The following is a 25282-nucleotide window of genomic DNA, read 5'->3' as shown; positions in this document are numbered from 1 at the left end:
CGCAGGACGGCAGCGCAGCAGCCGCAGGACGGCGGGGCCTGCGGCCGGGGCGCGGAGCTTTTCAAACAATGGTTGGCTGCGCCCGGTGGCGGAGGGCGAGCGGAGCGAGGGCCGGGGAGGCGGTCTGCGACGAAGGAGCACCCGCAGCCACGGGGCGCAGGGGGTGCGGAGCGCGACGAGAAGGAGCCTGACTTGCGAGGCGAGTCATGGACTCCTGACGGCAGAGAAGACGCCACCGAGCCGAGGCGGGGGGCGTTGGCTGCAGCGCCTGGGTATGGTAGCGGACCACAGGACTCCGGGAAGCACGCAAGACGCCCCCCCGATACCATACCAACAAGCTCAGCCACGCGGGGTTGAACGCGCCGAATCCGGAGGCAGCGGCGTTACGACTCGGGATCAAGCTCGCCGAGCAAATACGGGTCGCTAATCTGCCACCAGTATTCGGAGTCAGATTCCGGCTTCCGATCTTCGTAAATCGTGGCGAGACCCAATAGTTCAATTGGATTGTCAGCCTTGAACTTGAACCCGTTGATCTCGGCGAGCCAAGTATCGGTCTCCTTCTCGTAGCTCAAGGCGAAGCCTTTGCGTTGAAGGATGACGAGGCAACTATTGTAAACGTTTGGATAACTGCTGAGCATGGCTTATTCGATGAGTCGGACTGCACTGGCAGGAATCGGTCCCTGAAAAAGAGCTTCTTGGGCTTCCCTCACGTTCCGTATTTGATTGGCTCGTGCGCCAACCCCTTGCAGGACTTCGGAATGAGGAATGAAGCGGGCACCTCCAGCAGTAGCAGCGTTTACATTGATTTCCACGAGTCCATTGCCGCCGTTGAAACGGGCAGTTGCTGCGGCGGTTTCAGATACTGAGATATGGCCGGTGGGTTGGCTTCGAATATGGTCGAGTATGGTTCCTCCCGTGCCCTTCGGCATCAAGGGCTGTCCGGCATCCAATGCGATACGATCAGCCGCGCTGAGTTGTCGATACACTACTGGTCCACTCTTTGCGGCAAACGCCCTGCTAAGACCACCGCCCATAACTGCGGCGGATAAAATGTTCAAAGACTCCGCCGTCAGGTAAGCTCCCCAGCTAGTTGCGTTCGCCAATGCCGCTTGCTCTCTATTGAACTGGGCGGTCGACGTAGTCCCATGGCATGACATGCAGAAACTTTCATGCCAACTACCAAAGGCATCCACATAACCTCTTCCTGTCGCAGATGGATAACCAGCGCCGGCAACCGGACGTTCGACGCCTCGCGCATCGGTCTGAGTTCCTCCAACCTGCATCCATTCCGAGATTGCGTCCCACACCTCCGAACCACCGTTTTGTTCGTCACATAATCCCAATACGTCGATCGAGCGCATCGGACTGGATCCTGCAAAAGAATAGCTGTTGAGCCCTCCAAGAAGCCCTATCGGATCCTCGTTCAACCACCTGCCTAAATCCGTGGAATAATACCTAAACCCGTAATTCATCCAGCTGGTTTCGGCATCTGCAAATTCTCCGTGAAAAAGGAAATTCCACCCATAGGAAGAACTTGTGCGGCTTGTGTAAGTGGCATCAAAGAATGACGCCTTCCCAAATGCGCTAAAAGCACAACGTTCCACGACACTGCCGTTCGTGTCGATCAATGCCACGGGATCAAGTTCGTCTTTCAGGCTGTAGAGCCGTTCATCAAACGTGCCGTCGTTCGCTGTGGAACGATCACGCAGAATCAATTCCCAACGATTGCCGGGCTGCCACACATGGTTTGTCACAGCGTCGGAGATGCTGTCCAGCCGCTCCTCGACGCTACGCCATTGGTCATCGTAGTAAAAATGGCGTACTGTGCTGTCCGCGGCGCTGGTCACCCGGCGCATCTGGCCGTCGTACTGGTATTCGGCAATGAGATTGTCCTCGTCGTCATAAACCTTCCTTAAGCGATTCCACGCATCCCACACCAGCTTGCGTGGCGGACCGTCCAACGCCTGACCCCCCGTGGGCACTTCAAGCATGTTGCCGTTGTCGTCATAAGAGACGTCGGAACTGACGCTGTTGATGGAGGTGATCTGGTTGCTGGCATTGTGGGCGCGGCTCTGGTTGATGTCCAAAGTGCCAGCGTTGGTTTGCTGGTAGCCGGTCCAGTTGCCGGCGGGATCGTATCCGAAGTTTTCCTGCTGAGCAGGGGTGCCGCTGATGCCGGTGTGCCCAGTGTCAAGTATACCGCGTTGCCGTTGGGTGACTTGGTAGCGGTTGTCGTAGGAAAAATACTGGTCCTGTTCGCTGCCGCTGGGTGCAAGTGCGTCTTTCCGCCAGGTCTTCAGGCTAGCGCGGTCATAGCCCCATTGCGCGTCCACCAAGGATACTGGCGTCGTTGCAGGTTTGAGCCAGTGGGAGCGGATCACGCGGGTGAACCGGTCGTAGCCGGTGTAGGGGTCGCCTCCGTCACCGTTGGGATCACCGGCCAATTTCTTCCAACGCTGTTCGATGCCAGGTTGTGGCAGCGTGGTGATAGACGGCAGGCCCAAGCCAACGTGTTGATACTCCGCAAGGACGGTGAGGTCATCGTCGTGCACGGACTGCACGCGGTTAAGCACATCGTCAATGCCGCCGCTGGAACCGTATTCATAGTCCAATTGCCTTCCGTTGGGATAGGTGATGCTGGTCCGGCGTTGGATGTTGTCGGTGGCACTGGTGCATTGGTATTGTACCCGTGGCGTGGATACTGTCACCGCACCGCCGTGGCTCTGGTATTCCGTGGTGAGACAACCGATGCCGTTGAAGCCGCGGACCACCTGATTGACAATTGCAGACGTCGCACTGTAGCTGGTGAGACGGAAGGCTCTGCCATGTGTATCGTATTCGGTGCCGAGTAGTCGGACACTGCCATCAACGCCACTCCCAATCACAGGTGTGTGGTTTTGGATCAGCCGTCCCATCAAATCGTAGATATAGAGATGAAAGGTGCCGTTGGGGTCTGTGGTCGACTCCACAACTCCTTGGCGGTTGTAGGTCTGGGAATACACCTTGCCTGTTGGGGAGGTCTTGCTGACTGGCAGATCCGTCCTTGCCACTTTGCTGGTGGCTGGGTTGGTTCCATAGGTCCAGGTGGTGACCTGATTGCCGGTGGTGGCGTTGAGTACGCGCAGAATGCTCAAGCCACCGTCGGGAGCATATTCGTACTGCGAGGTTTGCTGCCCAGTAGTGCTGCCTGCGGCGTTGTCGGTTTGCTGGATGCGCCGTCCTGCGGCATCGCGTAGTACGGTGGTGTCAACCCCTTTAGGATCAATGATTTTGGCCACCGCGCTGTCGGCGGCGTACTGCCACTCGGTGACCAGCGTGGTATCCGAAGATGGGGGGTGCACACCGGGACGTGTTGGGACGGTTCCGCCATGGGTGCCCAGTTGCGCCTGCCAGCAGAGGCGACCGCTGGGGTCGGGATAGAGGAATGTGTAATTATCGCGCGACTTTGGTTCGCTGCCAGATGGTCCTTGCAGGTGTCCCGTGCCGGTGGCATCATCGAAGCGGGAGCGATTCACTGCGGCGAGGGTGTCTCCGCAGTCGTTGTAGACGAATTCATCCTGTTGGATCACCACGTCCAAACTGACGTTGTTGGTGTTGTCCGGTGCACTCGAAGCGTCTTCCGCCACCAGATAGCTCACGACTGTTCTGTCAAGTGAGTCGAACACATTCTTGACGACCGCTTTCGAGCCCTTCGCAATCTGTTTTATGACGTTCCCACTGGGGTCATACCAGACGCCACTGACTAGCGGGCTGCCGAGGGTTCCGTTGGGATTGACCACAAATACTTTACCTTCGTAAGCCCGGCCCAGCGAGTCATAAGCCACCGTCTCCTCGTGGGTTCGGTTGGCGATGGTGACACTGGTATGATAACGGCTTGAGGTTAGGGGTCGGCCCAGATTGTCATACAACGTGGTTTGGAAGAAGACACGAAATCCGTCGCTGGTGTTCTGCTGCACAGTCCGGTTCCGATAGTCGTAGCTGAACTGGGTCACGCCCCCGGCGGGAGTGTCGTTCAGCACCTGCATCGACTCTGTCAGGTTGCCATTCCCGCCATCATTCCCGTTGTCAAAGATGCCTCGCCATACCATCTTCATGTTGTTTCCACTGGCCTCTCCTCCTGAGGGGTCGTTGTCCGTGGCACCCGCGTCGTTTGTACCTACCCAAGTCGCGGTGGGCAGACCACGCGTGTCCACAACGGTGCGAGTGATGGTCCCGCCCGGTGAGACTTGTTTACGCAAACGGCCCTGAAGGTCATAGTAGAATCGGACGGCATCGTAGTGTTGTCCTTCGACACCGCTTCCTGAAAGGGGGATATCGTGGAACACCCGGGCCTGGACCACTCGACCCCAGGCATCGCGTTCGTAATCGGTCCAACTCACCCACAATTCTTGGGACGGAAGCGCACCATTACTCTGAAAGGTGTCAGGGCTGAGAGGCTGGTCAACGACCAGCGGTGTTGCCCTAATTTCGTCTAGGACGCGGTCATTTTGATCGGTCAGTCGCAGCAGCACCGGGCCGAACAGGTGCCAGGAGGGGGCTTCCAACGTGCCCGTGAGCCAACCGACAGCGCTCCATACTTGTGCAGTGCTATCGCGGTAATCGTAGTAATAAACGGGGCGGACTGCGATGGCTGAGACGCCAGTTTCGCCAACGCTGCCAGGGTCAACGTCAACGGACGGTCGCACCACACGCAGGGTGCGTCCAATATTGTCATTGATGAAGTCGGTGACGAGGTGTTTGCCGAAACCGGAGAGTGTGGACCATCCGGCTGGCACTCCGCTCATCTGAGAAGTGTCCACGTCCTGAATCCATTGCGTCACGGCACTGTTGGCAGGGTCGTAGGCCCGGTAAAAAATGACGCCGCGAGCGTTCATTGCCCACGTGGCCAGGCCGGATTCACTGTATTGCTGACGCAACACGTCCGCCACTCCGGTGCCGCGCTGAGTAGGAGACACCACTGGCATCGTGGAGATCTTTTCTCGAACCTGGAAAGTGGCATTCGCGTTGCCGTCGGTATACCAACTGTAGGCAAAGGACGTGCGGTATCCAATTGTGGAGTTGTGCGCTTCAGGATAATGAGTGACCGCACGGATCGGATAGATTTCGTCCCCAAAGGCCTGATGTACGTCATATTCCCAGGAGCGCAAACTGCTAGCAAGGCCGCTAGAGCCCTCTTTGACGGAGAACTTCTCAAGCTGGTCCGCTACGGCACCGGTGGTTGGATTGGTGCTGGTGTAGTAACTGTATTCGTGGATGAGCCCAGCGTCAGCTTTGAGAGTGACAGTGAGGGTGGAGGGGGAACCGGGAGTGGGTTCTGTGACCGACGCAATAGCAGCCGGGGACGCCTGGAGTATCGCTTGAAACTGAGAGTTGTACTGGGTGTACTGATACCATTTTCGTGACGTCACAAGGTCTTCATGCACGTGCAGGATTACCTTGCCTGCCTTGTTGGTGTAAACACGATTTTGGCTGCCATCGGGCAGATTTTCAACCGTGCGTGTGTTCCAGATGTTGACGTCATCCAAACTCGGCTGCACAGGATTGCTCCCGTATTGAAAAGTAAACTCCTGGGTGCCGCCGCGCAGTCTTTCCAAGCTGACCCGCTGCAAGCTGTCGTATTCAAAATAGAAGTCCGCGAACTCAGCAAGAACTTCTTCTGGAGCGGTTTCAGGCTGATGGCCTGCATTGACCATTCGCTGATAGGCCGTGTCGCGAATCACGTACTTTAACCCATGAGTGAAGCCGGTGCCGCCGTTTGATGTGTAATAGCGGTAATGTTTGTGATTGATGGCCTTCCATGAATTGGTGGCAACGTCAAAATTTTCCGTCACTACGGTGCGGAGATCACCGTAAGAACCTCCGGTACTACCACTGTGATAGCCATAGCTAGCCCTCTGCACGGGGACCTGGTCTATTTCGAAATTGACACCCGAAAGGTAGCCTTGAAAGTCTGCATTCGGGGCGAAATATTGATATCCGAAACGGCTGTTTTGTGAGCCGTGGGTTCGATCCACATGTGAAGGCCGGTGCGCGCTGTCGTAGCTAATGGCGACGTGGGCGCCGCTTTTCATTACTACCGCTTTTAGTTTACCCTGTAGCGCGGATGGATGGGAAGAAGACTGGTCGTAAAAAGAGAGCCGAGTTCCTTTAGTGCTCTTCCAAACATACTCGCCTTGCTGAGTATCATGGTTGATATTCTGATTTACCACGAAGGTGGATTTATAGGAGCCGTTTGGTTGGCGGGTAGTCCACAGGTTGTTGTTTCCACTGCTGACCATGCAGATCTTTGCCGGACCACCGCCACTTTGGGTGCTATCAAAAAACAACGAGGTGGACTGGCCGACAAGCCACGAGCTTCCATTGAGCCCGACGGCATTCGTATTGAGTCGATTGGCGTAGGACCGGGAATGCCCCCAATTGAGTCCGAACGTTTTTAGAGAGAGATCGGTTTCTTCAAACTGCAGCTGCCCGGAGGAATAGCGTACTGGGCAACCGCTTGTGCCGGGAGGTGAGCCTGCGTTACCGGGTTGCGTCGGCTCAGATGCCTCGGGTGAGGGATTGGTGGGATCTGATTTGTTTGGGTCGAGATCAGGTTGATTGGGATCCTTTGGCTGCTTTGGTGCCTTCGGACGTTCCGCCTGAGGGGCTTCCCAAGGTGGCGTCTGTGGTTCTTCCCTTCCCCGAGGCCGTGGTTGAAAGGGCAGCGGGGGCAGATCTTCGGGTTCATTCGGCTTCTCAGGAGGGAGTGGCGGAACAACTGGGTCTTCGGGCATTTCGTCAAGCGGAGCCTCTTCCGGAGGGTCTGGTGTCTCATCAGAGGGGGGAGGCTCCGGCGGATTAGCTGAACTAGAAGAGGAGCTTGATGGTGGCGGAGCCCAAGAACTTGATGACGTTGGAGCCGAGGAGCTTGATGACGTTGGAGCCGAGGAGCTTGATGACGTTGGAGCCGAGGAGCTTGATGACGTTGGAGCCGAGGAGCTTGATGATGTTGGAGCCGAAGAGCTGGGTGGGGGCGTAGTCGAAGAGCTGGGCGGTGGCGTAGCCGAAGAGCTGGGCGGTGGCGTAGCCGAAGAGCTGGGCGGTGGCGTAGCCGAAGAGCTGGGCGGTGGCGTAGCCGAAGAGCTGGGTGGGGGCGTAGCCGAAGAGCTGGGTGGGGGCGTAGCCGAAGAGCTGGGTGGGGGCGTAGCCGAAGAGCTGGGTGGGGGCGTAGCCGAAGAGCTGGGTGGGGGCGTAGCCGAAGAGCTGGGTGGGGGCGTAGCCGAAGAGCTGGGTGGGGGCGTAGCCGAAGAGCTGGGTGGGGGCGTAGCCGAAGAGCTGGGTGGGGGCGTTGCCGAAGAGCTGGGTGGAGGCGTTGCCGAGGAACTAGGCGGGGGTGTCGAGGAACTTGATGCCGGTGGCGGAGCCGAAGAACTGGATGAGGGAGGAGTTGCGGAACTCGAAGAGTGGGGAGCCGAAGAGCTAGGTAAGCTGGACGAAGAGCTTGACTGACTGGACGAAGAGCTTGACTGACTGGATGAAGAGCTTGGAGGCGGAGGCTCTGTTTTATAGAGCGTGATGACTCCATCGTCGGAAGTTGTCGTATAGTTGATCGAATTGGCCCCGGGATCCAATTGGGGCACGTCATCGTCGACAGAAACCAGTGTTCCGGGAGTTGGGCTGATGCCAACGTAAATTCCTTGTTCGGAAAGCAGGTCCATTGAACTACTATTGGACTCCAAAGCTTGCAACCATTGGCCAGGCGTCACCTCCAGGTCCTCATCAGGAAAATCGAACTGGAGGACGGTTGCATCTGAAGGCAGGTCATATGCTTCAGGATCACCAAAAACAACTGAACCAGAGTTGGTGTTAGCGGTTGTGAACGCCACGTAGACAGATTCCTCGCTCATGACAAATAGATCAGATGTTTATGTTTGTGCGCAGCATAAACATAAAAGAGAAATGAGGTGGAAGAAAAGACTAAAATCATAAAAGTTCAAGGAGGGGGTCATCGAATTTGGTTGGATTCCCACACCGCACCCGAGTCGTAAGTGAAAACACATGGGGGTGCAAAGTAGGAATATTTTGCAGTGAGACTTCAACGTTGAGTTTTTAATATCTGTTGATTGATGCGAGAGCCAGGCCAACCACCAATTAGATTCATTCCGTAGGTTTGAAGCCTGGTCTTAGTGAGCCTGACCGATCCACTCAGGACCAAGCGAGGTCAGCGGCTGACAAAATTCTCTCTCCCCTAGCTTGGCGCAATGAGTATCAAGACGTTACGAAAGAAGCACGAGTCAGGGAGCTCTCTAGACAGTTGTCACGAGATTAACCTGATTTGAAGATCAACCGGATTGAGGAGCGTTTTATGTCTGAAGATTATCACCGGCATGACGTCTCGGATCGGGTGTGGGCAGATCTGGAGCCCCGCTTCCACGAAGAGCGGGGAAGTGGGGGCGGCGATGCTCATAACAACCGCCAGTTCATCAACGCCATGGCTTAGGTTTTGCGCACCATCACGCCTTGAAGGGACCTGCCGCCAGATTGCGGAGGTTGGAAAAACACCCGTCGGCGCTTCTGCCGCTGGCGCGACAAGGGGCACTGGGAAAAACTGCTGGAGCAGTTGATGAATGAGCCTGGTTTTGAGTGACTCATGATCGATGCCAGCCATGAGAAGGTTCACTGACATGCGTCGGGAGCTGTAGGCGGCAACGAGGCCATCGGCCTCACAAAAGGGGCGGATAACCAAGATATATCTGGACTGGGATGCGCATGGCATGCCGGTGCGAGTCGTTATTACAGCGGGTCCTGTGGCGGATTGCACTCAAGCTGGCGAATTGAAAAAGACATTGCGGCGAATCGCTCATTGCCGACAAAGGGCATGATTCCAACGCCATTGTGACGAGTATCCAAGATGCCGGGATGGAAGTGGTCATCCCTCCGAAATCAAATCGCAAGAATCTGCGTTCATACGACCAATACCTCAGGGCTAACGCATGAACAGAATGAGAAAACCCAACAGCGACACCCACTTCACTCCCGCACGAGCCAAGCTATTGTGAACAAAAAGATTGTGCGACAGCCCGACATTTTGCATCATCATCCGAATGGTCGTGCCATCCAAACTTTTTGTTCACGGGTTTCCAGGAAATTACGGCGGGGCTGGCACCGAGCTGCATCACCAAATTATTCTCTGGCGAACCATGGGAATTGAGGTGCATCTGATACCCAGCTACACGGGATATGAGAATGAACCCCTTTTTGAGCCTATGCGGCAGCTGGGAGTGGTCATTCATAGCTGCAACGAATGGGAGGCAATCAGCGCCGACGATGTCATCATGGGCTTCTGCAATTCTGAATTTCTCAATCACTTGCCTGTAATTTTTCAGCACACGCGACGCACAGTGTTCATCAACTGCATGACATGGTTGTTCGCCCTGGAAAAGCAACGCATGAGTGAAGGATTGATTCGTCTATTTCTCTATCAGAACGAGGATGTTATGCAGACGAATATGCCCCTTCTGAAGAATTTGAACAGCGATCCTGGCATACGGTTTCAAGTTTTTTCTCCCTATTTCGACGACACCCTTTTCCCTTTCGTTAAAGAGCGAAGCGAAGAGTTTTTTGGTTGTGGTCGGATTTCCCGGCAAGATTCAGATAAGTACTCTGCTAACACACTACAAATTTACGAATATTTTGTCGCGCCTGTAATCAAGCGAGGAATGTTCTTAGGATTTGATACGAAAAGTGAAGCCAAAATAGGTCGACCATTTTCGTGGATCACCACGGCCTGTGACAGCAGGCTGATCAGCCAGCAGGACTTCTACCGAAACTGCAAGATCGTCCTTCAACCGATGGATACAACGGAGAATTGGCCAAGGGTTGGCTTTGAAGCCATGGCAAGTGGCAGCATATTAGTTGTTGATGATCGAGGTGGGTGGAAAAAGATGATCGAGCACGGAAAGACCGGATGGTTGTGCCGTCACGAGCGCGATTTCATTTATTATGCGAGCAAGATGGCTTACGAACCCGAATTACGTCATGAAATGGCGCTCGCGGCAAGACAACGCGGTCTGGAACTGGGCGGGAAGACGAGGGCCGAAGAAAGCTGGACAAAAATTTTTGAAACGCTGGTTGAAATATAAATCGTCATGAGTCGCCTGCCCTCCTCCTCGCCACGAATTCTCATAGGGATTTGCAGCTGTGCCGCATACAAGGAAAGGAGGGACGCTGTTCGCGAGACATGGATGACTCCTGAGGTGCCCGGCATCAGGCCGTTGTTTTTTATAGGAGGAAATGCCAATTTGATTGATGAACCAGATGTAGTGGTGGTGAACGCGTCTGATGAATACGCGTTCCTGCCAAGCAAAGTGCTGGCTTTTTTCCGACACGCTTTGCTTCATGAGAAATTTGATTGGTTGTTCAAATGCGACGATGACACTTATGTGGCTATGCACCGTCTAGCTGAACTTGCCGAATGTGATCACGATTTGGTTGGAAATCATCACTTTCTGACCACAAAACATTATGCCAGTGGTGGCGCTGGCTACATGCTATCGCGTCGTTATGTAGAAATCCTTGTCAATGAATCCCAGATTCCAGCCAAGGGAAGTGAAGATCTTCTTCTGACAAAGGCTGCCCTTGCCAAGGGAGCGCGAGCTCATCCCTCGAAACGTTTATTGTGGGATGGTTCAAATTTCCCCCGACCAGGTAACAGCGTTGTTACTGCTCATTGGCTTTCTCCAGAAAAATTGCGCGCCATTCACACCGTAATGCATTCTGAACCGGAACGCTGTTACACGGTAAGGCACTGTCACTGGCGTGATCAATTGAGCCTATTCGGCAACGGATACTATGCTAGGAATGCCACGGGTTGCCTCGGTCGTTGGGAAGAAACAGAATCAAAGTTTCTCCAACTACGATGGTTTGATTGGGGAACCGAGACAGTCGAGGTGGAGGGCAGGTGCTGGCAGAATAACAAAATGCGATTGACTCCGGCAGAGACACCCCGGCCACTTCCTGCGCATGTCCCATCAGTGATTCATGCCCTATGGTTTGGAACGGAACTACCGTCCTGGGTGCGCAGCAATGTCGATAGCTGGAAAGTGTTTCACCCCAGCGTCCAATTGCAGCTATGGGATGATTCTCGTTTGGAGGAAGCCCTAAGCAGTCTAACGAAGGAGGAAAGGGAAAAGTTTCGAGAGCTTCCACAGGGTGTATTACAAACGACGATTTTACGCTTCAGTCTCCTTCGTCAACATGGGGGAATATATGCGGATGCCGATATGCCGTGTCTAGCATCATTCCTCCACTTAATCCCGGAAAAAGCTCAGTTCGGCTGTGGACAGAAACCTTCGGGTGGCGATGAGTGTGCGTTTCTATTCTCAGTTCCAGGCCATCCATTTCTTGACTGGCAGATCCAAAAATCGTTTTCATTTTGGGAGAGTATCCCAACAAGTGATCGGCTTTCTTCATCGAAAGAGAAAGTTGTTTGGCCGTTTAATGCATTTGATCGGAGAGTGCCTGAATTCTTTGGCCAAGCATCTGAAATGGAAATTCTAGTAGATGGAGAAGGGCAACCTTGGGGTCAAGTCAGCTCTAATGGCTTACTCAGGTTACATGCCAGCCGTCTGCACGGGGAGAGAAGTGCTTTCGCCCATCATCAATATAAGGGGACTTGGTGGCCGGAGAGGGCAGCCAGAAATACTCGAAAATCTCAGGACTCGAAAGGGAATGTAGCGATTCCGGTTATTGGAATACGTGGTGCCGGTTTTGTCAACAAGGGCGCAGAATCCATGTTGAAGTCTGTCATCACGGAGCTGGAGCAGCGCCTTCCATGCGAGTTTCTGGTCAATGAGTCGTCCCCAGACTTCGGCGGGAAAGTAGATTTAATCTTGGATTTAAGCGGCTTCGCATACTCCAGTCGCGTCTCTTGGCAGCATTCCGCCATTGCCTCTGCCCGTGAGGTGCAACAAAGACATCAGGGAGTCCCATGGATATTTCTGTCTCAAACGTTAGGGCCTTTTCAAGGCATCGAACAGAAATGCCGTGAGTTGTTTAACGGTCACTTGGTTTGCGCTAGAGATGACGTGTCATATCAGCATCTGCAAAATCTGGGCGGTGATTTTGAACATGTCACCAGCCCTGATGTCACTTGGAATTTCAAGGGAAATCACGAAAGAGGACGACAAATCCTTGTCGAGCTGCAGTTGAACCCTGATCAACCATTGATCGGCATAGGCCCCAATATGAGGGCTTACGAGCGGTCATCCGATTACCTGCCTATGTTGATAAGGTTGGTCGAAAGACTCAGGCCTGAAGCACAATTGATTGCGCTGCCACACGAGTTCCGAAACGGTGGTGGCAAGGATGACCGATACCTATGCAGACAGTTGGGAATACCGACTATCGAGGATACTCATAGTGCTGAGGAATTGAAAGGTGTGATCTCGCATTTCGATCTACTGGTCGGATCTCGATTCCACGCCCTCCTCGCGGGGCTCTCAATGGGGATACCGGTTGTGGCGCTTGGCTGGGCGCACAAATACGAGGCCCTGCTAGGTGATATTGGACTTTCTGAATTTAGTTTATCACCTCAAGACTCATGGGAGGAGTGCGTATTGCGAGCCTGGAGTCAAAGGGAGCTTCTGTCTGGAGTGATAGAAAGAGAGGCTGATAAAAAAAGGAATGAGACAACAAGCTTTTTTGATTTTCTCGCAGGCTCTATCCGCAGCATGAGCGAACCCCGATGGCAATCCTTGGGACAGCCGCTCAAACAAGGGTTGAAGAAAAATGCCGTCTTGCCCTATTTCAACTTTAGACGTGATGTTCATCGGCTGGAAAAAGGACTAGCTTTAAGTGCAAGCAGCGATACGCCACGAATATTTGGACAAGACTATCTTAACAACCTACTTGATTTCCTGGGCGGTCATTCGCCATGTGATCAAGTAACGCTGACTTGGGCAGTCACCGTGCTCGACGAGTATTTTGCACACTTCCCAGAATCAGAGTCGCTGAGTGACTATCGAAATGTTCGCCCGGATATCCCATCAAACAAGACTTCTTCCTTATTTGCAAACCGCGAAAGGGAGCAATCCCGAATACCGCTCTCGGTATTTTGTCAATTAACACGCCAGCGCAAAAGCGTGAGGCACTTTTTGCCCGAAAAACCTGACCCGGAGATTATTAAGCAATGTTTCGCTGCTGCGATGCAGGCTCCTACTGCGTGTAATAGACAAAGTTTCAGGTTTCTTTACTACACTGGAAAATCGGCTCTCAGCATCGCAAACATTCCTTTCGGCGCCAAAGGCATCCATTTCCCCGCACTAATGGTGCTCGTTGCCCGATATGATGGGTATTTTGATTCTCGCGACATAAAGTGCCCTATTATCGACGCCTCCCTAGCGTGCATGAATTTTATGCTCGCGCTGGAGTGCGTAGAGTTGTCTTCACTACCTATAAACTTTCCAGAGTTGCCCTCATTCAACAAAGAGATCCGCAGTCTTTGCGCGCTGGATGATTCTGAGGTTGTGGTGATGCTGCTCGGAATTGGTCGGCCGGATCCCGACGGCTTTTCACCCTCCTCCACCAGGAGACCAGTTGAAGACATCCTTGTCTTTGTGGAGTAGGGCATTCGACTACTTTATTGCTTTGTATGGGGTCCTTGGGACGTCGCAAACAAGTTGTGCGTCGGAATGCTCGACAGACCACGCGTCTTCGCCTCTGGAAATCCGATATAGAGCTTTTGAAAAATTGGTCCGAAGCGGTGCATGCAGCCCCCTTCGAAAGAAGTTTACATGGCTCACGGAATTTCAGGTAATAGTGGGCGGACTAATCCTGCTGATCACCAACGTGCATTCCATGATCCCACTGGGCTTCTCCTACAATAAATCCCGATTTCATGGGCGGCGATCAAAAGCAGACTACTTCGTGTTCACTTCAACCGCCAAGGTGGTCAGCCAAACCGCGTCTTCCTCTGCAAGCGGTTGCTGCCTTGACGGAAGGAAGCGCACGGATTCCAAGGCATTCTTTTGCAGCGCCAGCAGCAGCTTTTGCAACTGCTGTCCCTCCATGCGCACTTCATGGGTTGCGAAAACCACAGTCATCTCATGCGGCTCGGTTTTGGATTTCAGGACAGCATAGGCTAAGTGAATGTAGGGAAACACAAACATGCTTCCGTCCTCAAGCTCCACGCGCAAGGTCGGGCTGTTCGGTTCACGCTGCCAGCACAGTGGGACGTTCCGGGAGCTAGAACGCTCCGGTGTTCGGGAAGTGACATCATCGGATTTAATCATGGAGGCTGGTTTGGAGTTTAACTTGTGGGGTTTGACGCTGAGAGGCTAGGAGTGACGTCAGAAGGCGAACCCGTTTTCCAAGGTTGATGCACCAGGAAAGAAAATCACGCTTCCGAGGGAGCGGGTGAATGGCATCGGGCAACGCGGCGAGCGTTAGATAGGGCGCGATGTCCAACGCCAGTTCACGGCGTCCGCATCGAACGACGTTCTGGTGGAGCGCTTTTTTATCCGTCGTGAAGATGCGCACGCCTTTGCGCCCGCGTGAAATAGTCACATACCATTGCTGGTCGTTGATGGCCGCTTTCACGGAAGAGTCAGAGAACAACACATGATCCACCGTCTTCCCTTGGGAAGCATAGGACGTGACGGCGTAACCGCGCCCCAACTGGCGGTATGCAGCTGGCAGGACGCGCCCGTCCTCAAGATGAATGCTCCCGTTGTTTTCCACGCTTTTGACACCGACAAGCTCGCCATTGGAAACACGCTCTCCCGCGACCGCCATCGCGTTTGCTTTGAGTTGAATCTTGTCCCCCTTGCACAAGGCCAGTTCCCGCCCCTTGCATACGGTGAGATGGCCCACCTTGCCGTGGGGAATGGTGCGGATGCGGCCCGCCGCCTCAATGACCACGCCCGTGCGCGTCATGGCAACCAGCTTGCCGGCAGTTCCCTTGCTCAGCCCGGCCACGGTCTGGTTGACGACTACCACTGAATCTTCTGTGTAATAACGGGCATCCCGCTTTTGAGAGTCCGTCAGGTCATCCGCCGTCAATGCGGTGATGTTCCATTCATCCCGGCCAATTCGTCCTTCAGCTTGGAGCGTGCAGCGCACTTGGTCGTTGACCCGGTGAATCTCGCCCCAAGTGGGCGACACGATCAAGGCTGACTGCCCTGCCCGTGTGAGTTCCAGATAGTCCTGTGCAAGCCTTTCTTGCTGATTGGCCAGTGTGCATTCCACAATCATCCCGGCGTCCTCAAGCCTCTCAAAAGAACGGGAAATTTTGCCCTCAGCCGCTTCCTTCACGGCCTGCTTGTATTCGGTGATCCACTTGCGCTCAGCTTCATCATGGGCAAGCGCGGGATCTTGTCGCCTGATTTCGTTGAGTTCGGCCACACGCAGTCGTCCGAATTTCTCAATCGCCCAAAGCGCATCCGACGCCTGCACCGCGCCATGCTGTCGCGTATCACCTGAGAGAATCAACCGCCCACGGTGGCGTTGCACCAGCGTCATCAAGTCGAGCATCTGCTTTGCGCCAATTTGCCCGGCTTCATCAATGACTACGACCGTTCCCTTGGCCATATCCTGCCGTGTCAGGAATTCGCTGACAGTCTGGCTGCCAATCATGCCATCCTGCGCCAAGTCTTGCACCTGCTGGCGCTGTGGGGCAAGCACCTGAACCACGCGACCGTGCTCCCGCAAGGCGTCAAACACGGTCCTCAGAGTGAAACTCTTGCCGGTGCCTGCGCCACCGCGAAACAAGGTCACCAAGTCACGCGACCCCAAAATTCGTCGGGCAGCACGTTGTTGCGCAGCATCAAGGGCGGCATGACCATTCCATGACGAGACGAAAGGCGCATGGGAATTTACTTCTTCCCTGGAAATGCAAACGATGTCCCATTCACGTTGCAAGACAGGACGTGTTGTCAGCCGTTTGGGGTTCTTTTTGTCACGAAGATAGTCAGCCTTGCGCGTCGCGTCCTGGAGTTGCTCAAGTGTAAATGATTCGCCTCGGCCTCGCTCCAGCGCGTAACTCCACAATTCATGTTCGCGCACCAGAGACTTTCGATCAAAAAGATGGTCCTCCGCCCAACGAAGTGCGGCAGTCTCATCCATCGCAACATCGTCGGATGCACTCTTAGTCAATCTGGACAGCGCATCGCGTTCCTGATTTCCCACCTGATTCGCCCACCATTCTCGCAACATATTGGAACTCACGTCATGCGTTTTCCATGCACGCTTGTTGTGGGCGATGTGTTCACGCACTTCCCCCAGATTACGAGTCGTCAATTCCGGTAATTTGGAGAGAAGTTCGCGTGTTTGATCATCGATCTCGCGACGACGTTTGCCAAATGTCTGCAACAACGACTCCGGCACGCCTTCAATCTCGAAATCACCACGAGCCTTGTTCTTGATAGCGTATCCGAATCGCCTCAGATCGCGACCCAATTCGTGATAATAGACGTTTTCGACATACTTTCGGGCCAGAAGCATCTCGTAATTCTGCAACGCCTTCCATCGCTCCTCCACGGCATCGAAGGTGGCGTTGAATACGACACAATGGCTGTGCAAATGTGGGTCGAGCGCACGTGACGTCTCATGCCGAAACACAGCCGCTACAATATTCCCCGTGGTTCGGTCAGAAGACTCTTCATTGAGGCGCACACGAGTGGAGGCAAAATGTTCCAGTTCCTGCATGGCGAGCCGCACTGCCCGGTCATGAGACTCCAGCACACGCTCATCGCCAGATATCAGCGCCACAATGGAAACGGACTTGGGGGGTGAAATGGTAAAATCAAAGAACACCCGGCGGTTGGCAACGTTGCTCTTTGATCCGTCGGAATGAATCACTCTGCGCATGTTCTTGCGTCGAGCCGTTAATTTCTCTCCCGTGCGCGGATCAAGGTTTTCACAAAGCGCCAGAAATGCTTGGGCATGAACCACACCAGACAAGCCAAGTGAACGCGCTCCCTCACCAACCCACTCGCCCGCGACCGCTTGATTTTCGCTGTAATAGTCACCCACACACAAGTGTTCCTCAAAATACGCTTTGGCATTCTTGAGGTTGTATTGAGTCTTGGGGGACAACATATGCCAATCTTCCCACCAATTCGGGCGAACTCTGTTCCTGAACCGGCGCAAGTTTCAGAGAATGCACGGCCACAATCGGTAGTAGAACTGCGCCTCATCAGTGGGAAACGCGAGTGTGTGAATGACAATCAGGCTGCTGTTATGTTGGGACGAACGTCAGGGCTTCGATGGCGTCAGCCGTTTTTGCAGGCCGCAGCGGGAAGACTAGGCGGCACCCTTGACTTCCATGAAAAAAAGCCAGTCAATTGCTCGCTTCCATGCGAATTATTAAAGTGGGATTTCGACTCGAACAGCATGAACAAACAGGCTCTGGACTTCGTCGAGTGCTGATCGAACAGACAATCAAACTATGCGATGATCTGAATTTAGAAGATCAGGAAACAGCTATTCATGAAGCCCGGAAGAGATGCAAACGTGTCCGCGCCGTTGTTCGTCTACTGCGCCCCACCTGCCCGGAAGTGTTCAAACGGGAGAATGCAGCATTTCGCAATATGGCAGCTTCGCTGTCCGATCTCCGAGACGTGACAGCACGCGCCGACGCCTTCCGCGTGGTGGTCGAAGGAGACACGAAAGGAGCACGCCCCTTTGAGCCGTTACGTTCTATTTTGCAGGCACACCATCAAGTCACCTCAAAGCCGGAGATCAAACGAAAGCTGTCAGCGGTGCTAAAGGAAGCACAAGAGGGGCGTGTCCGGCTGGAGAAATTAAAATTTCCTGGCTACCCAGAGTTCGAACTGATCGAAAAAGGACTTCGCCGATCCTACCGATGTGGTCGGAAAGCCATGAAGGAAGCCCATCAGGAAAAGCTGACACCCAGCTTTCATGATTGGCGCAAACGCGTCAAAGATTTCGGATATCAAATGCAACTGTTGCGAGACCTGTGGCCTCCTTTGCTCAAGCCGTTTCGCGATCAGGTTCATGCACTAGGCGAAATCCTCGGTCAGGAGCACGATCTCATAGTGCTCCGGGAAAAACTGAAAGAAAACGCAGGGCAGATCTCTTCACAGGAAGTCTATGATGCCTTTGACAACCTTCTCATGAATCGTGTCCAGGATCTTCAAATTCAGGCACGTCGGCTTGGAGCCCGCATCTATGCTGAAGAAGTCGGCTGCTTTGCCCGGAGAATAAAAACCTACTGGAGCATTTGGCGAGAAGGCTAATCCCCGCCCGACCACAATCAACGTTGTAACAAATCTCCGCAAAAGCTGAACACGTGCCGGTAGCGCACCGCAGCACAGCGCGGAGGAATTTCCCACATTTGTGGAAGCTGCTCCCAAACGGGAACAAACTTTTTCGGACGCGATGTCATCATGGACATCGCGAATAAACAAGAGACGCCTAACCCCTATCTTCCGGTAGGAATTCGACGCACAAAATCATCCATCAGACACGCCATGAACACTGAACCTTCAACCGTCGAACATCAGCGCGTTGTTGCGGAAGCCGCCGCCAGCTACACGCCACCGGAACCGCAAAGCTACACGCTCCTGATGCCCCACCGCGAAAGCATCGCCACGCTGCGCCGCAAGGGCGCTTCCTACCGAACAATCGCGAATATTCTGCACACCGTGCAGGCCAAGGTCTCCCTCGACACGCTCTCGCGTTTCTATCGTGAGGTGATCGAACAAAGGCCCGCTCGCAAGAGCCGACGCCGCTCGTTCATTCGCAATCTGTCCGAACAGATTGAGGCAGCTCCACCGCCGCCAGATCGCACAGGCGTCCGCCCGAGCACGCCTCCTGCGAAAAAGGATTTGAAGGCCTCCGACACGACCATGCCAGCTCGCAGCAAAGGCCCAAGAATCGCCGATCCTTCAAGCATCTGAACTCCCTTAACCACCTCATCCGCCAATATCATGTCCAAACGGCTTGTCATCATCCTCAACGGCAAAGGTGGCGTTGGAAAAAGCTTCTTCGCCACGAACCTTGTCCAATACTTCAAGGACAAGAAAGTGCCTCACCAAGCGATTGACACCGACAACGAAAATTCCACGCTCAAGCGTTACCATTTCGAAGCGGATTTCGTTGATCTGAACGATCCTCGTGGATTGGATTCACTGTTCGCTGCTGTAGAAGCATCTAGTTTGGTGGTGATGGATGGCAGAGCCGCATCCACCGATCTGATCCTCGACTACTTCGCCGAAGTTTCCGCCTTCGATCTTTTGGACGGCATGGATGCCCGCTTGACGCTGGTCATCCCGGTCAATCACGAGGCCGACAGCGTGACCCAGGCCAAGCTCATTGCCGAAACCTTGGGCAACCGATGCCAGTATGTCATCGTCAAGAACCAGGCGCATAGCGAACATTTCGTCCTTTATGAGAAAAGCCGGACACGCAGTCACCTGATGGACGAGCTTCATGCCCGCGAAATCACCATGCCGAAGATGTATGATTGGCTGGTTGCAGCGCTAAACCAGCACAATCTCACCGCCACTGCCGCGTTCGGCCATCCGGCCTTCAACTTGGTGGACCGCCAACGCTTAAAGAACTGGCAGAAAAGCTTCAACACCGCTGTGGACGAGCATCGTGAAGTCTTGCTTCCTCAACCTCCGTCATCCAGCTCCCATGCATGAGGAGGGTCCACTTAACGAAGTGCGTGCTGGCGTCATTCGCTGGCAACAGAAATACGGTATTGCCGATGGCGATCCGGCATTGGCCTGCTTGGAACTATTCGACCTGTATGTCGCCTCCCTCCGCGAACGCAAAACAGACACTACACCATTACGCTTTGAGGAATTCCGCTCGACTATGGAGTTCCTTGACCAGCGTAGCAAAGGTTTCACTAAGCACGCCTCCGAACTGACACAGGAGCTTCGACTGGTTACCAGCACCCATCGACAATTGCGGGTGTTCAATATCACATCGCTCTCGATCACGGCTGCCGTCACTTTCACCGCCGGATTGATACTTGGCATTTATTTATGGTAGTCCTCCGCCCATCCATCGCGGCATTGGCCGTTGCCGCCGGTTGGTCTGGCTATGCCAATCTGTCAGAACCTTGGCACATTGCGGCATTGTCAGGCGGCGTGATCATCGCATTGTTCATACTATTCATCGTCACCAACAAAAGTTCGCCTCGCTCAACCATCGTTGTGAAACTTCGGGGCATCACCTGGACCACTGAAGATTTCTGCCGAGGGTGGTTGATCACCGGTGACACTGGCTCAGGCAAGACGCGCTCCGGTATCACGCCGTTGCTCTACCAAGTCTTCACGAACTCACCGGGCTGGGGCGGCATTTGCATTGATGACAAGGGACTGTATTGGGAAACGCTCAAGGAAATGACCCGCCACTTCCACAGGGAGAGCGACCTGATCCTGCTGCAAGTGCGCCCAGACTCACCAACCGCCGAATGGACGCCTTCGCACACGTTCAATCTCACCTCTGACCGAGGCATCCCTTTCGGCACGTATGCCAAGTTCGTCGTGGATACCGCCTCCAGCCTTGGCCAACAGGGTGACAAAGGTTTTTTCAGAAACCAGGCACACACCCACATCGCCGCCGCTCTGGAAGTCCTCTACGAAATCGGTGCCGATGTGACGTTGGAAAACGTCTATCATTTCCTGCTCAATCAATCCGATATGGAAGAGGCGTTAGACGATCTTTCCGATGCGGAACCGACTGAACGCCGCCGACTTCTTTCGGAGCATTTCCGTCACCGTTTCCTCAGCCAACCACCCGAACAAATCGGAGGCGTCAAAGAAACCATTGCCAACTATCTGCAATACTTCCTCACCCCTGAGATTGCTCAAGTGTTCTGCCCCACGGAAAACACGTTTGAGTTTTCGGACATCGACCGTGGAAAGATCATCTGCATTGCTATGCCACAGAAATTCCAGACCGAACGCCGCTACGTTAATACATTCCTCAAAATGCTCTTCTACACCCATGTTCTTCGAAGATTCGACAAACCAAAGGAAGAGCGCAAAGACGACAATCTGTTGATTCTATGGGCTGATGAGGCCCAACGGTTCATGACGGCGAGTGAAGACGGCATGAGCGACTACAACTGCGTAGACGTCATCCGCGAAGCCCGCGCAACCGTCGTCGCGGCAGCGCAATCCTCCAGTTCATTCATCCCTCCATTGGGTCGCGAGAAGGCCCGCGTCCTTACCCTCAACCTCCGCAATCGAATGATCTTCCGCGCCGCAGACGAGGAAGGGGCCAACGAAAGCGCCGATTTTCTCGGCAAGAAAAAGGTCATCAAGAAATCGTGGGGGTATTCGGGAGGGCGGCAAAACAGCAGTTTTTCAGAACTGGAAGAACACAAGATCAAACCGCACATCCTCCGTAGCCTACCCAAGCACACCGCCGTGCTCGTGCATTGCGAGCGAGGGTTCAAGAGAACCTTGCTGCCGCCGATTGAACCAGACGGAACCGTCTCCAGGTGGTTCTCGAGAGGCATCTTCTGAGACTTCATCGGCTCTCAGGGGGTGTATCGGCCATCTTGATCCGCAGGCTGCTTGAAGGTTTCACAGAGCCATTCCCCCCACTTGGACTCACTTGATCGAGACCGTTGCTCGACATCGTCGCCGTATAAATAGAGGGTCATGCTGGCGTTGGCCGCTTTGTCGTCGCCGAAGGTTCCAATCAGAGCAATACCTTGCACGGGCGCAGTCAAACGCAGCAGGATATAGCGCTCTTGAGCACTTTGCTCCACGCGCATGATTGTGCCGGTCAGTTTCTCTGGCGAATCAGTGGTCCGTTCATCGCCGAAATTCGCTGCGTCAAGGTTCAGCGCTTCGGTCAGTCGCTTCCAGACTACGGCCTGCGGGGAATTGGCACTCGCCACGACAAGGAAAGAAGCTGCCTTGCTGCCCGCAAAGTGCGCGAGATAGAGGCGCAACACTTCGAAAAAGCCGGGCCAGCCGCTTTCGAAGCTTTCCAACGACTCGTCCCACTCGTCGGTCGATGTGGCCAGTGAATGGACCATACAGAAAACGCTTTTGCCGTCTGGCCTCCGGGTCACCGTGATCTCGGTCACACAGGGTGGTGCGCCCTCGCTCCACTCGCGTTCGACATAACCGAAACGGAATGGTGGTTGCCATGCCGTCACCTCGCCGGTGGACGTTCCATTGGGGCCGAAGTCAAATTGGACGGTGCCGCCGACGCGCTCCTCGATATGGCATCGGGTGAACCAAGCGCTGACACCGGGGCCGGTGGCGACCGCCTGCCACACCTGATCGGGGGTGCCAGGCAAGATCAATTCCATCTCAACCCAACGTTTTCCGTTTTCGTCTTTCTTTACGGGCATGATATGATGTCGTTAAAGGATTGCTATTGAGTGTTGTTGTTTTAAATCGCAGCTTGAACCTTTGGTTTCAAAGGTTTCAATTTATGGGTTTTGGGAGTTTTCATCATTTCAGTTGGATCTTCGGATCCTCAAAGCTCATGCTCCGACGGGGAGGACGAGGCTTATGGACGCTCAGAGATTTTGATCCCTTCTGGAAGCCAGGGCGAGCTCCTTAACGAGGCCGTCAGGGATTGGATGACTCGGCGAGAACGTAACGCCAGTCTTGGTAGACTTGAGTCCAGCCGCAGCAATGTCGTTGGCATGCGACTTGATGGCCGAAGGAGACAGATAGAGACCGCATTGTTTGCTGAACGCAGCATAACCCGCGATGATGGTTTTCCCGATCCTAAACCCAGGCATTTTAAAGGCGATGACTTCTTCGGCGTCAGGCAGCGCTAGGGCAAGTTGGGCACGCACTTGAATCAGCAGTGGGCGGAGGTCTTCAGGAGCTTCAGCAATATATGCGCCGTGATCAGCAAACATGGTCAGAGTGTCTTCGTTCAGAGTGAATAGTATGGTCCGTTGTCGGACTGGTTCTCATTGCATGAACGCAAGATTGCCATCTCGAGGATGCAGGTGTTTGTCTTCATGGTAGCTTAGTGTAGGACCGTATCGAGTTATGTCTTCAGCCGATAAGACAGTCATATTCGTCCTCCAGTCGCGTGTGTGTTTCCCAGAACGGTGGAGGAACAAAATCTTCAAGCTTGGCGATGAGAATGGCCACATGGATGTGCCAGCCAGCGGAGACGCTGATCCGATTATCGCGATCTTCCGGCAGTTTGCGGTGCATGAGCACGAGGCGCACCTGATCTCCCAGCGGGGTGAGTTCGAAAGTGACTTCTGACTCGCTACCATCCGCCTCGCCCCAGGTATGGCTGAGCAGACGCGGCGGCTCGCAGCGTATGATGACCGCTGTGAAGCCGCAACCTTCCCTTACAAGCTCCCGGTATTTTTCTGGCACACTTTCTTCATGTGGGGTGAGGCTGTCGTGGTGAAATTCGAGATGAACCTGACCACCAACGCGCAGGTCGATGGAACCGCCCGCGAGCCAGAGAGCGCGCTTGGCAGGATCGGTGAGGTATTCCCACACCCGCTCAATGGGACCGGGCAGGGTGCGGACGAAGACGACTTCACCTGTGTCTCCGAAGCTTCCGTGGTCGTTGTTGGTCATGGTTGAGTCAATAGGGTTGAGGAGGGAGCGGCTCAGCTGACACCCAGGCGCTTTTGATATTTGGCTGCTAGCAGGTCTCGGGCGCTCCACAGCGGCAGCGGGGTATTGTGGGCGAGGCGCGCGTGAAGGAGGGCCGTATGGATGTGCCAGCCTGAACTGACGTTGGCGCGCTCAACGTCGTTGGGCAGGCCGCGATGAGTGAGCACGAGACGCACATCCTCGTCCTGCGGAAAAAGCTCGAAGACGACTTCGGATTCCTGCTCCGGGCTCTCGCCCGGCCAGGTGATACCGAGCAGATGCGGGGCTTCGCAACGAGTGACGCGCACCGTCATAGGCACGCCCGGGTCGTGGACTTCGCGGCATTCTTCCGGCGGCTCCTCATCCGGTGAAAGCAAGCTGTGGCGGAAGAGCAGATCGGCACGCCCGCCGACACGCAATTCCATCGGGCCGCCGACGAACCATTGACGCCGCTTCTCGGTCTCGGTGAGGTATGCCCACACGCGCTCGATGGGGCCGGGAAGACGCCGGACGAAGCGCACCTCGCCTGGGGTGGCGGAGTCGCCAAACTGGCGGTTGGTCTCTGCCTGTGGGTCGCCCAAGTTGGCGGCGAGACCTTCGAGGATGTTGATCCAGCCAAACTGAGAACGATGTTTGTAGGCAGCCCACTGCGGGTCCACGAACTGTGTTAGGGTGAGCAGACAGCCGTTCCCTCGCGCTTCGATCTCCACCGTCACGCGGCTCACGTCAGAAGAATCTTTCGGCAGGCCAAAGGTGAAGACGAGTCGGCTCGGACGGGTGATTTCGAGATATTCGCCTGCATGTTCCACGTCCTCCCCGCCACGGCGCTCGGTAAAGGTGAAGCGTCCGCCGACACGTGGGTCGACCTCTGCGCGGATCGTCTCGCCGTCCGGGGTGGCAAAGAGCCATTTCGCAGCGAAAGCCGGATCGAGCCAGGCTTCAAAAACGCGCTCGGCGGAAAATGGAAGATGCCGGATGATACGGACGGTGGGATGGGATGAAGAGCTCATGAAGCAAAAATCAGGATCAGACAGCCGGTTTCTTTTGCTTGGGTTTGCGCCCGTCCTCGGCACGCAGCGCCTGCTCCAGAGCATCAAGCCGATGGCTCCAGAAACTGCGAGTGCGCTCGAGCCAGACAGAGATCTCATCCAGCCCGGCAGGGTTGAGCGTCTGAATTCGGGATTGGCCCTCAACGCGCGAATTCACCAGCCCGGCTTCGCGCAGCACTTTCAAATGCTGCGAGATCGCCGGTGAGCTCACCTCGAACTCCGTGACGATTTCACCGACGGTGCGGTCACGCTGCGCTAGCAGCTCCACGATGCGGCGGCGAGTGGGATCGGCGATGGCTTCCAGACTGAGCACAAATTATTATTTAAGCACAATCTTAATTAAGCAAGAGCTAAAATGCAGTCGGACATCTTTCTGAGGCAAGCGATGAAGATTTGGCGAGGAAAGCGCACTACCTCAACGATCTCGACGTCACCGACGCCCAACTAGACGAGCTCACCAAATCTGCGCCGCCTCGCCCAAAGCCGCAGCAGACCCTCGCCGCAGTGCAACTGGCCAAAGCCTTGAGCGGGGGTGGGAAGCGTGCGATGATCGCGGAGTTCCTTGGCAAGACTGTCATAAAAAAATCCTGGGGATACCCCGCTGACGGCCAATCCAGCAATTTTTTCAAAGCTTGAGGAGCACAAGATCAAGCCGCACGTTCTGCGCAGCCTCCCCAA

The 25282-nt window shown here is 54.6% G+C and carries 18 protein-coding genes and 1 pseudogene; 10 read left to right on the top strand and 9 right to left on the bottom strand.

Annotation, left to right across the window (positions count from 1 at the left end):
* Positions 1-383 precede the first annotated feature (383 nt).
* Together FEM03_RS07425 and FEM03_RS07420 are read right to left on the bottom strand one after the other, a co-directional pair.
* Positions 384-638, bottom strand: a complete 255-nt coding sequence (locus tag FEM03_RS07425; RefSeq protein ID WP_138085567.1) for a hypothetical protein — start codon at positions 636-638, stop codon at positions 384-386.
* A 3-nt stretch (positions 639-641) separates the two neighbouring features.
* Positions 642-6773: an RHS repeat domain-containing protein gene (locus tag FEM03_RS07420; protein ID WP_166442703.1), complete on the bottom strand. Its 6132-nt coding sequence runs from the start codon at positions 6771-6773 to the stop codon at positions 642-644.
* Between the two features lie 1571 nt (positions 6774-8344).
* Here FEM03_RS07420 and FEM03_RS25915 point away from each other — a divergent pair.
* The 4 genes and pseudogenes from FEM03_RS25915 to FEM03_RS07405 all read left to right on the top strand — a co-directional run bounded on the left by FEM03_RS25915 (position 8345) and on the right by FEM03_RS07405 (position 13604).
* Positions 8345-8479, top strand: a complete 135-nt coding sequence (locus tag FEM03_RS25915) for a hypothetical protein (RefSeq protein ID WP_276609649.1) — start codon at positions 8345-8347, stop codon at positions 8477-8479.
* A gap of 359 nt (positions 8480-8838) precedes the next feature.
* A pseudogene (locus FEM03_RS25910) lies at positions 8839-8976 on the top strand (IS5/IS1182 family transposase); the annotation flags it as partial.
* Between the two features lie 107 nt (positions 8977-9083).
* Positions 9084-10121, top strand: coding sequence for a glycosyltransferase (locus FEM03_RS07410; RefSeq protein ID WP_138085565.1), 1038 nt, complete (start codon positions 9084-9086; stop codon positions 10119-10121).
* Positions 10122-10127: 6 nt separating this feature from the next.
* A complete protein-coding gene (locus FEM03_RS07405) occupies positions 10128-13604 on the top strand; it encodes a polysaccharide pyruvyl transferase family protein (protein ID WP_138085564.1) in 3477 nt (1158 codons plus the stop codon).
* Positions 13605-13898: 294 nt separating this feature from the next.
* On the opposite strand, the gene FEM03_RS07400 is transcribed toward FEM03_RS07405, so the two are convergent.
* Together FEM03_RS07400 and mobF are read right to left on the bottom strand one after the other, a co-directional pair.
* The gene (locus FEM03_RS07400; RefSeq protein ID WP_138085563.1) at positions 13899-14270 is read right to left on the bottom strand and encodes a hypothetical protein; all 372 of its coding nucleotides are present in this window, start codon (positions 14268-14270) and stop codon (positions 13899-13901) included.
* Positions 14263-17076 carry a MobF family relaxase gene (gene mobF / locus FEM03_RS07395; protein ID WP_138085562.1) on the bottom strand — a complete coding sequence of 938 codons (2814 nt, stop codon included), beginning with the start codon at positions 17074-17076 and terminating at the stop codon, positions 14263-14265. The genes FEM03_RS07400 and mobF overlap by 8 nt, the downstream gene beginning before the upstream one ends.
* Positions 17077-17333: 257 nt before the next feature.
* Here mobF and FEM03_RS07390 point away from each other — a divergent pair, with 257 nt between their 5' ends.
* The 5 genes from FEM03_RS07390 to FEM03_RS07370 all read left to right on the top strand — a co-directional run bounded on the left by FEM03_RS07390 (position 17334) and on the right by FEM03_RS07370 (position 21485).
* Entirely contained in the window at positions 17334-18236 is a 903-nt protein-coding gene (locus tag FEM03_RS07390; RefSeq protein ID WP_138085561.1) for a CHAD domain-containing protein, read from the top strand.
* Between the two features lie 234 nt (positions 18237-18470).
* Positions 18471-18899, top strand: a complete 429-nt coding sequence (locus FEM03_RS07385; protein ID WP_138085560.1) for a hypothetical protein — start codon at positions 18471-18473, stop codon at positions 18897-18899.
* A 30-nt stretch (positions 18900-18929) separates the two neighbouring features.
* Positions 18930-19646: a nucleotide-binding protein gene (locus FEM03_RS07380; protein ID WP_138085559.1), complete on the top strand. Its 717-nt coding sequence runs from the start codon at positions 18930-18932 to the stop codon at positions 19644-19646.
* Positions 19639-20001: a hypothetical protein gene (locus tag FEM03_RS07375; RefSeq protein ID WP_138085558.1), complete on the top strand. Its 363-nt coding sequence runs from the start codon at positions 19639-19641 to the stop codon at positions 19999-20001. Before FEM03_RS07380 ends, FEM03_RS07375 begins: the two co-directional genes overlap by 8 nt.
* A gap of 23 nt (positions 20002-20024) precedes the next feature.
* Positions 20025-21485 (top strand): type IV secretory system conjugative DNA transfer family protein, encoded by a 1461-nt coding sequence (locus FEM03_RS07370; RefSeq protein WP_166442702.1) that lies wholly within the window; start codon positions 20025-20027, stop codon positions 21483-21485.
* Positions 21486-21499: 14 nt separating this feature from the next.
* On the opposite strand, the gene FEM03_RS07365 is transcribed toward FEM03_RS07370, so the two are convergent.
* The 5 genes from FEM03_RS07365 to FEM03_RS07345 all read right to left on the bottom strand — a co-directional run bounded on the left by FEM03_RS07365 (position 21500) and on the right by FEM03_RS07345 (position 24917).
* Positions 21500-22327 carry an SRPBCC family protein gene (locus FEM03_RS07365; protein ID WP_138085556.1) on the bottom strand — a complete coding sequence of 276 codons (828 nt, stop codon included), beginning with the start codon at positions 22325-22327 and terminating at the stop codon, positions 21500-21502.
* Positions 22328-22498: 171 nt separating this feature from the next.
* The gene (locus FEM03_RS07360) at positions 22499-22855 is read right to left on the bottom strand and encodes an iron chaperone (protein WP_138085555.1); all 357 of its coding nucleotides are present in this window, start codon (positions 22853-22855) and stop codon (positions 22499-22501) included.
* Positions 22856-22991: 136 nt separating this feature from the next.
* Entirely contained in the window at positions 22992-23537 is a 546-nt protein-coding gene (locus tag FEM03_RS07355) for an SRPBCC family protein (RefSeq protein WP_138085554.1), read from the bottom strand.
* Between the two features lie 32 nt (positions 23538-23569).
* On the bottom strand, positions 23570-24565 hold the full coding sequence (locus FEM03_RS24715; protein WP_206170913.1) for an SRPBCC domain-containing protein: 996 nt from the start codon (positions 24563-24565) through the stop codon (positions 23570-23572).
* Between the two features lie 16 nt (positions 24566-24581).
* Positions 24582-24917 (bottom strand): ArsR/SmtB family transcription factor, encoded by a 336-nt coding sequence (locus tag FEM03_RS07345; RefSeq protein WP_138085553.1) that lies wholly within the window; start codon positions 24915-24917, stop codon positions 24582-24584.
* A gap of 80 nt (positions 24918-24997) precedes the next feature.
* On the opposite strand from FEM03_RS07345, the gene FEM03_RS07340 reads away from it, so the two are divergent.
* Entirely contained in the window at positions 24998-25240 is a 243-nt protein-coding gene (locus FEM03_RS07340) for a hypothetical protein (RefSeq protein WP_138085552.1), read from the top strand.
* Positions 25241-25282: the final 42 nt, after the last annotated feature.

Source organism: Phragmitibacter flavus (assembly GCF_005780165.1).
In the GTDB taxonomy this organism is placed as follows: Bacteria; Verrucomicrobiota; Verrucomicrobiia; order Verrucomicrobiales; family Verrucomicrobiaceae; genus Phragmitibacter; species Phragmitibacter flavus.
This window is presented reverse-complemented; position numbering and strand designations above follow the sequence as displayed.

Coding starts and splice junctions, on each gene's coding strand:
- FEM03_RS07425 (WP_138085567.1), bottom strand. CDS start 638: ATGCTCAGCAGTTATCCAAACGTTTACAATAGTTGCCTCGTCATCCTT.
- FEM03_RS07420 (WP_166442703.1), bottom strand. CDS start 6,773: ATGCCCGAAGACCCAGTTGTTCCGCCACTCCCTCCTGAGAAGCCGAAT.
- FEM03_RS25915 (WP_276609649.1), top strand. CDS start 8,345: ATGTCTGAAGATTATCACCGGCATGACGTCTCGGATCGGGTGTGGGCA.
- FEM03_RS07410 (WP_138085565.1), top strand. CDS start 9,084: ATGGTCGTGCCATCCAAACTTTTTGTTCACGGGTTTCCAGGAAATTAC.
- FEM03_RS07405 (WP_138085564.1), top strand. CDS start 10,128: ATGAGTCGCCTGCCCTCCTCCTCGCCACGAATTCTCATAGGGATTTGC.
- FEM03_RS07400 (WP_138085563.1), bottom strand. CDS start 14,270: ATGATTAAATCCGATGATGTCACTTCCCGAACACCGGAGCGTTCTAGC.
- mobF (WP_138085562.1), bottom strand. CDS start 17,076: ATGTTGTCCCCCAAGACTCAATACAACCTCAAGAATGCCAAAGCGTAT.
- FEM03_RS07390 (WP_138085561.1), top strand. CDS start 17,334: ATGCGAATTATTAAAGTGGGATTTCGACTCGAACAGCATGAACAAACA.
- FEM03_RS07385 (WP_138085560.1), top strand. CDS start 18,471: ATGAACACTGAACCTTCAACCGTCGAACATCAGCGCGTTGTTGCGGAA.
- FEM03_RS07380 (WP_138085559.1), top strand. CDS start 18,930: ATGTCCAAACGGCTTGTCATCATCCTCAACGGCAAAGGTGGCGTTGGA.
- FEM03_RS07375 (WP_138085558.1), top strand. CDS start 19,639: ATGCATGAGGAGGGTCCACTTAACGAAGTGCGTGCTGGCGTCATTCGC.
- FEM03_RS07365 (WP_138085556.1), bottom strand. CDS start 22,327: ATGCCCGTAAAGAAAGACGAAAACGGAAAACGTTGGGTTGAGATGGAA.
- FEM03_RS07355 (WP_138085554.1), bottom strand. CDS start 23,537: ATGACCAACAACGACCACGGAAGCTTCGGAGACACAGGTGAAGTCGTC.
- FEM03_RS24715 (WP_206170913.1), bottom strand. CDS start 24,565: ATGAGCTCTTCATCCCATCCCACCGTCCGTATCATCCGGCATCTTCCA.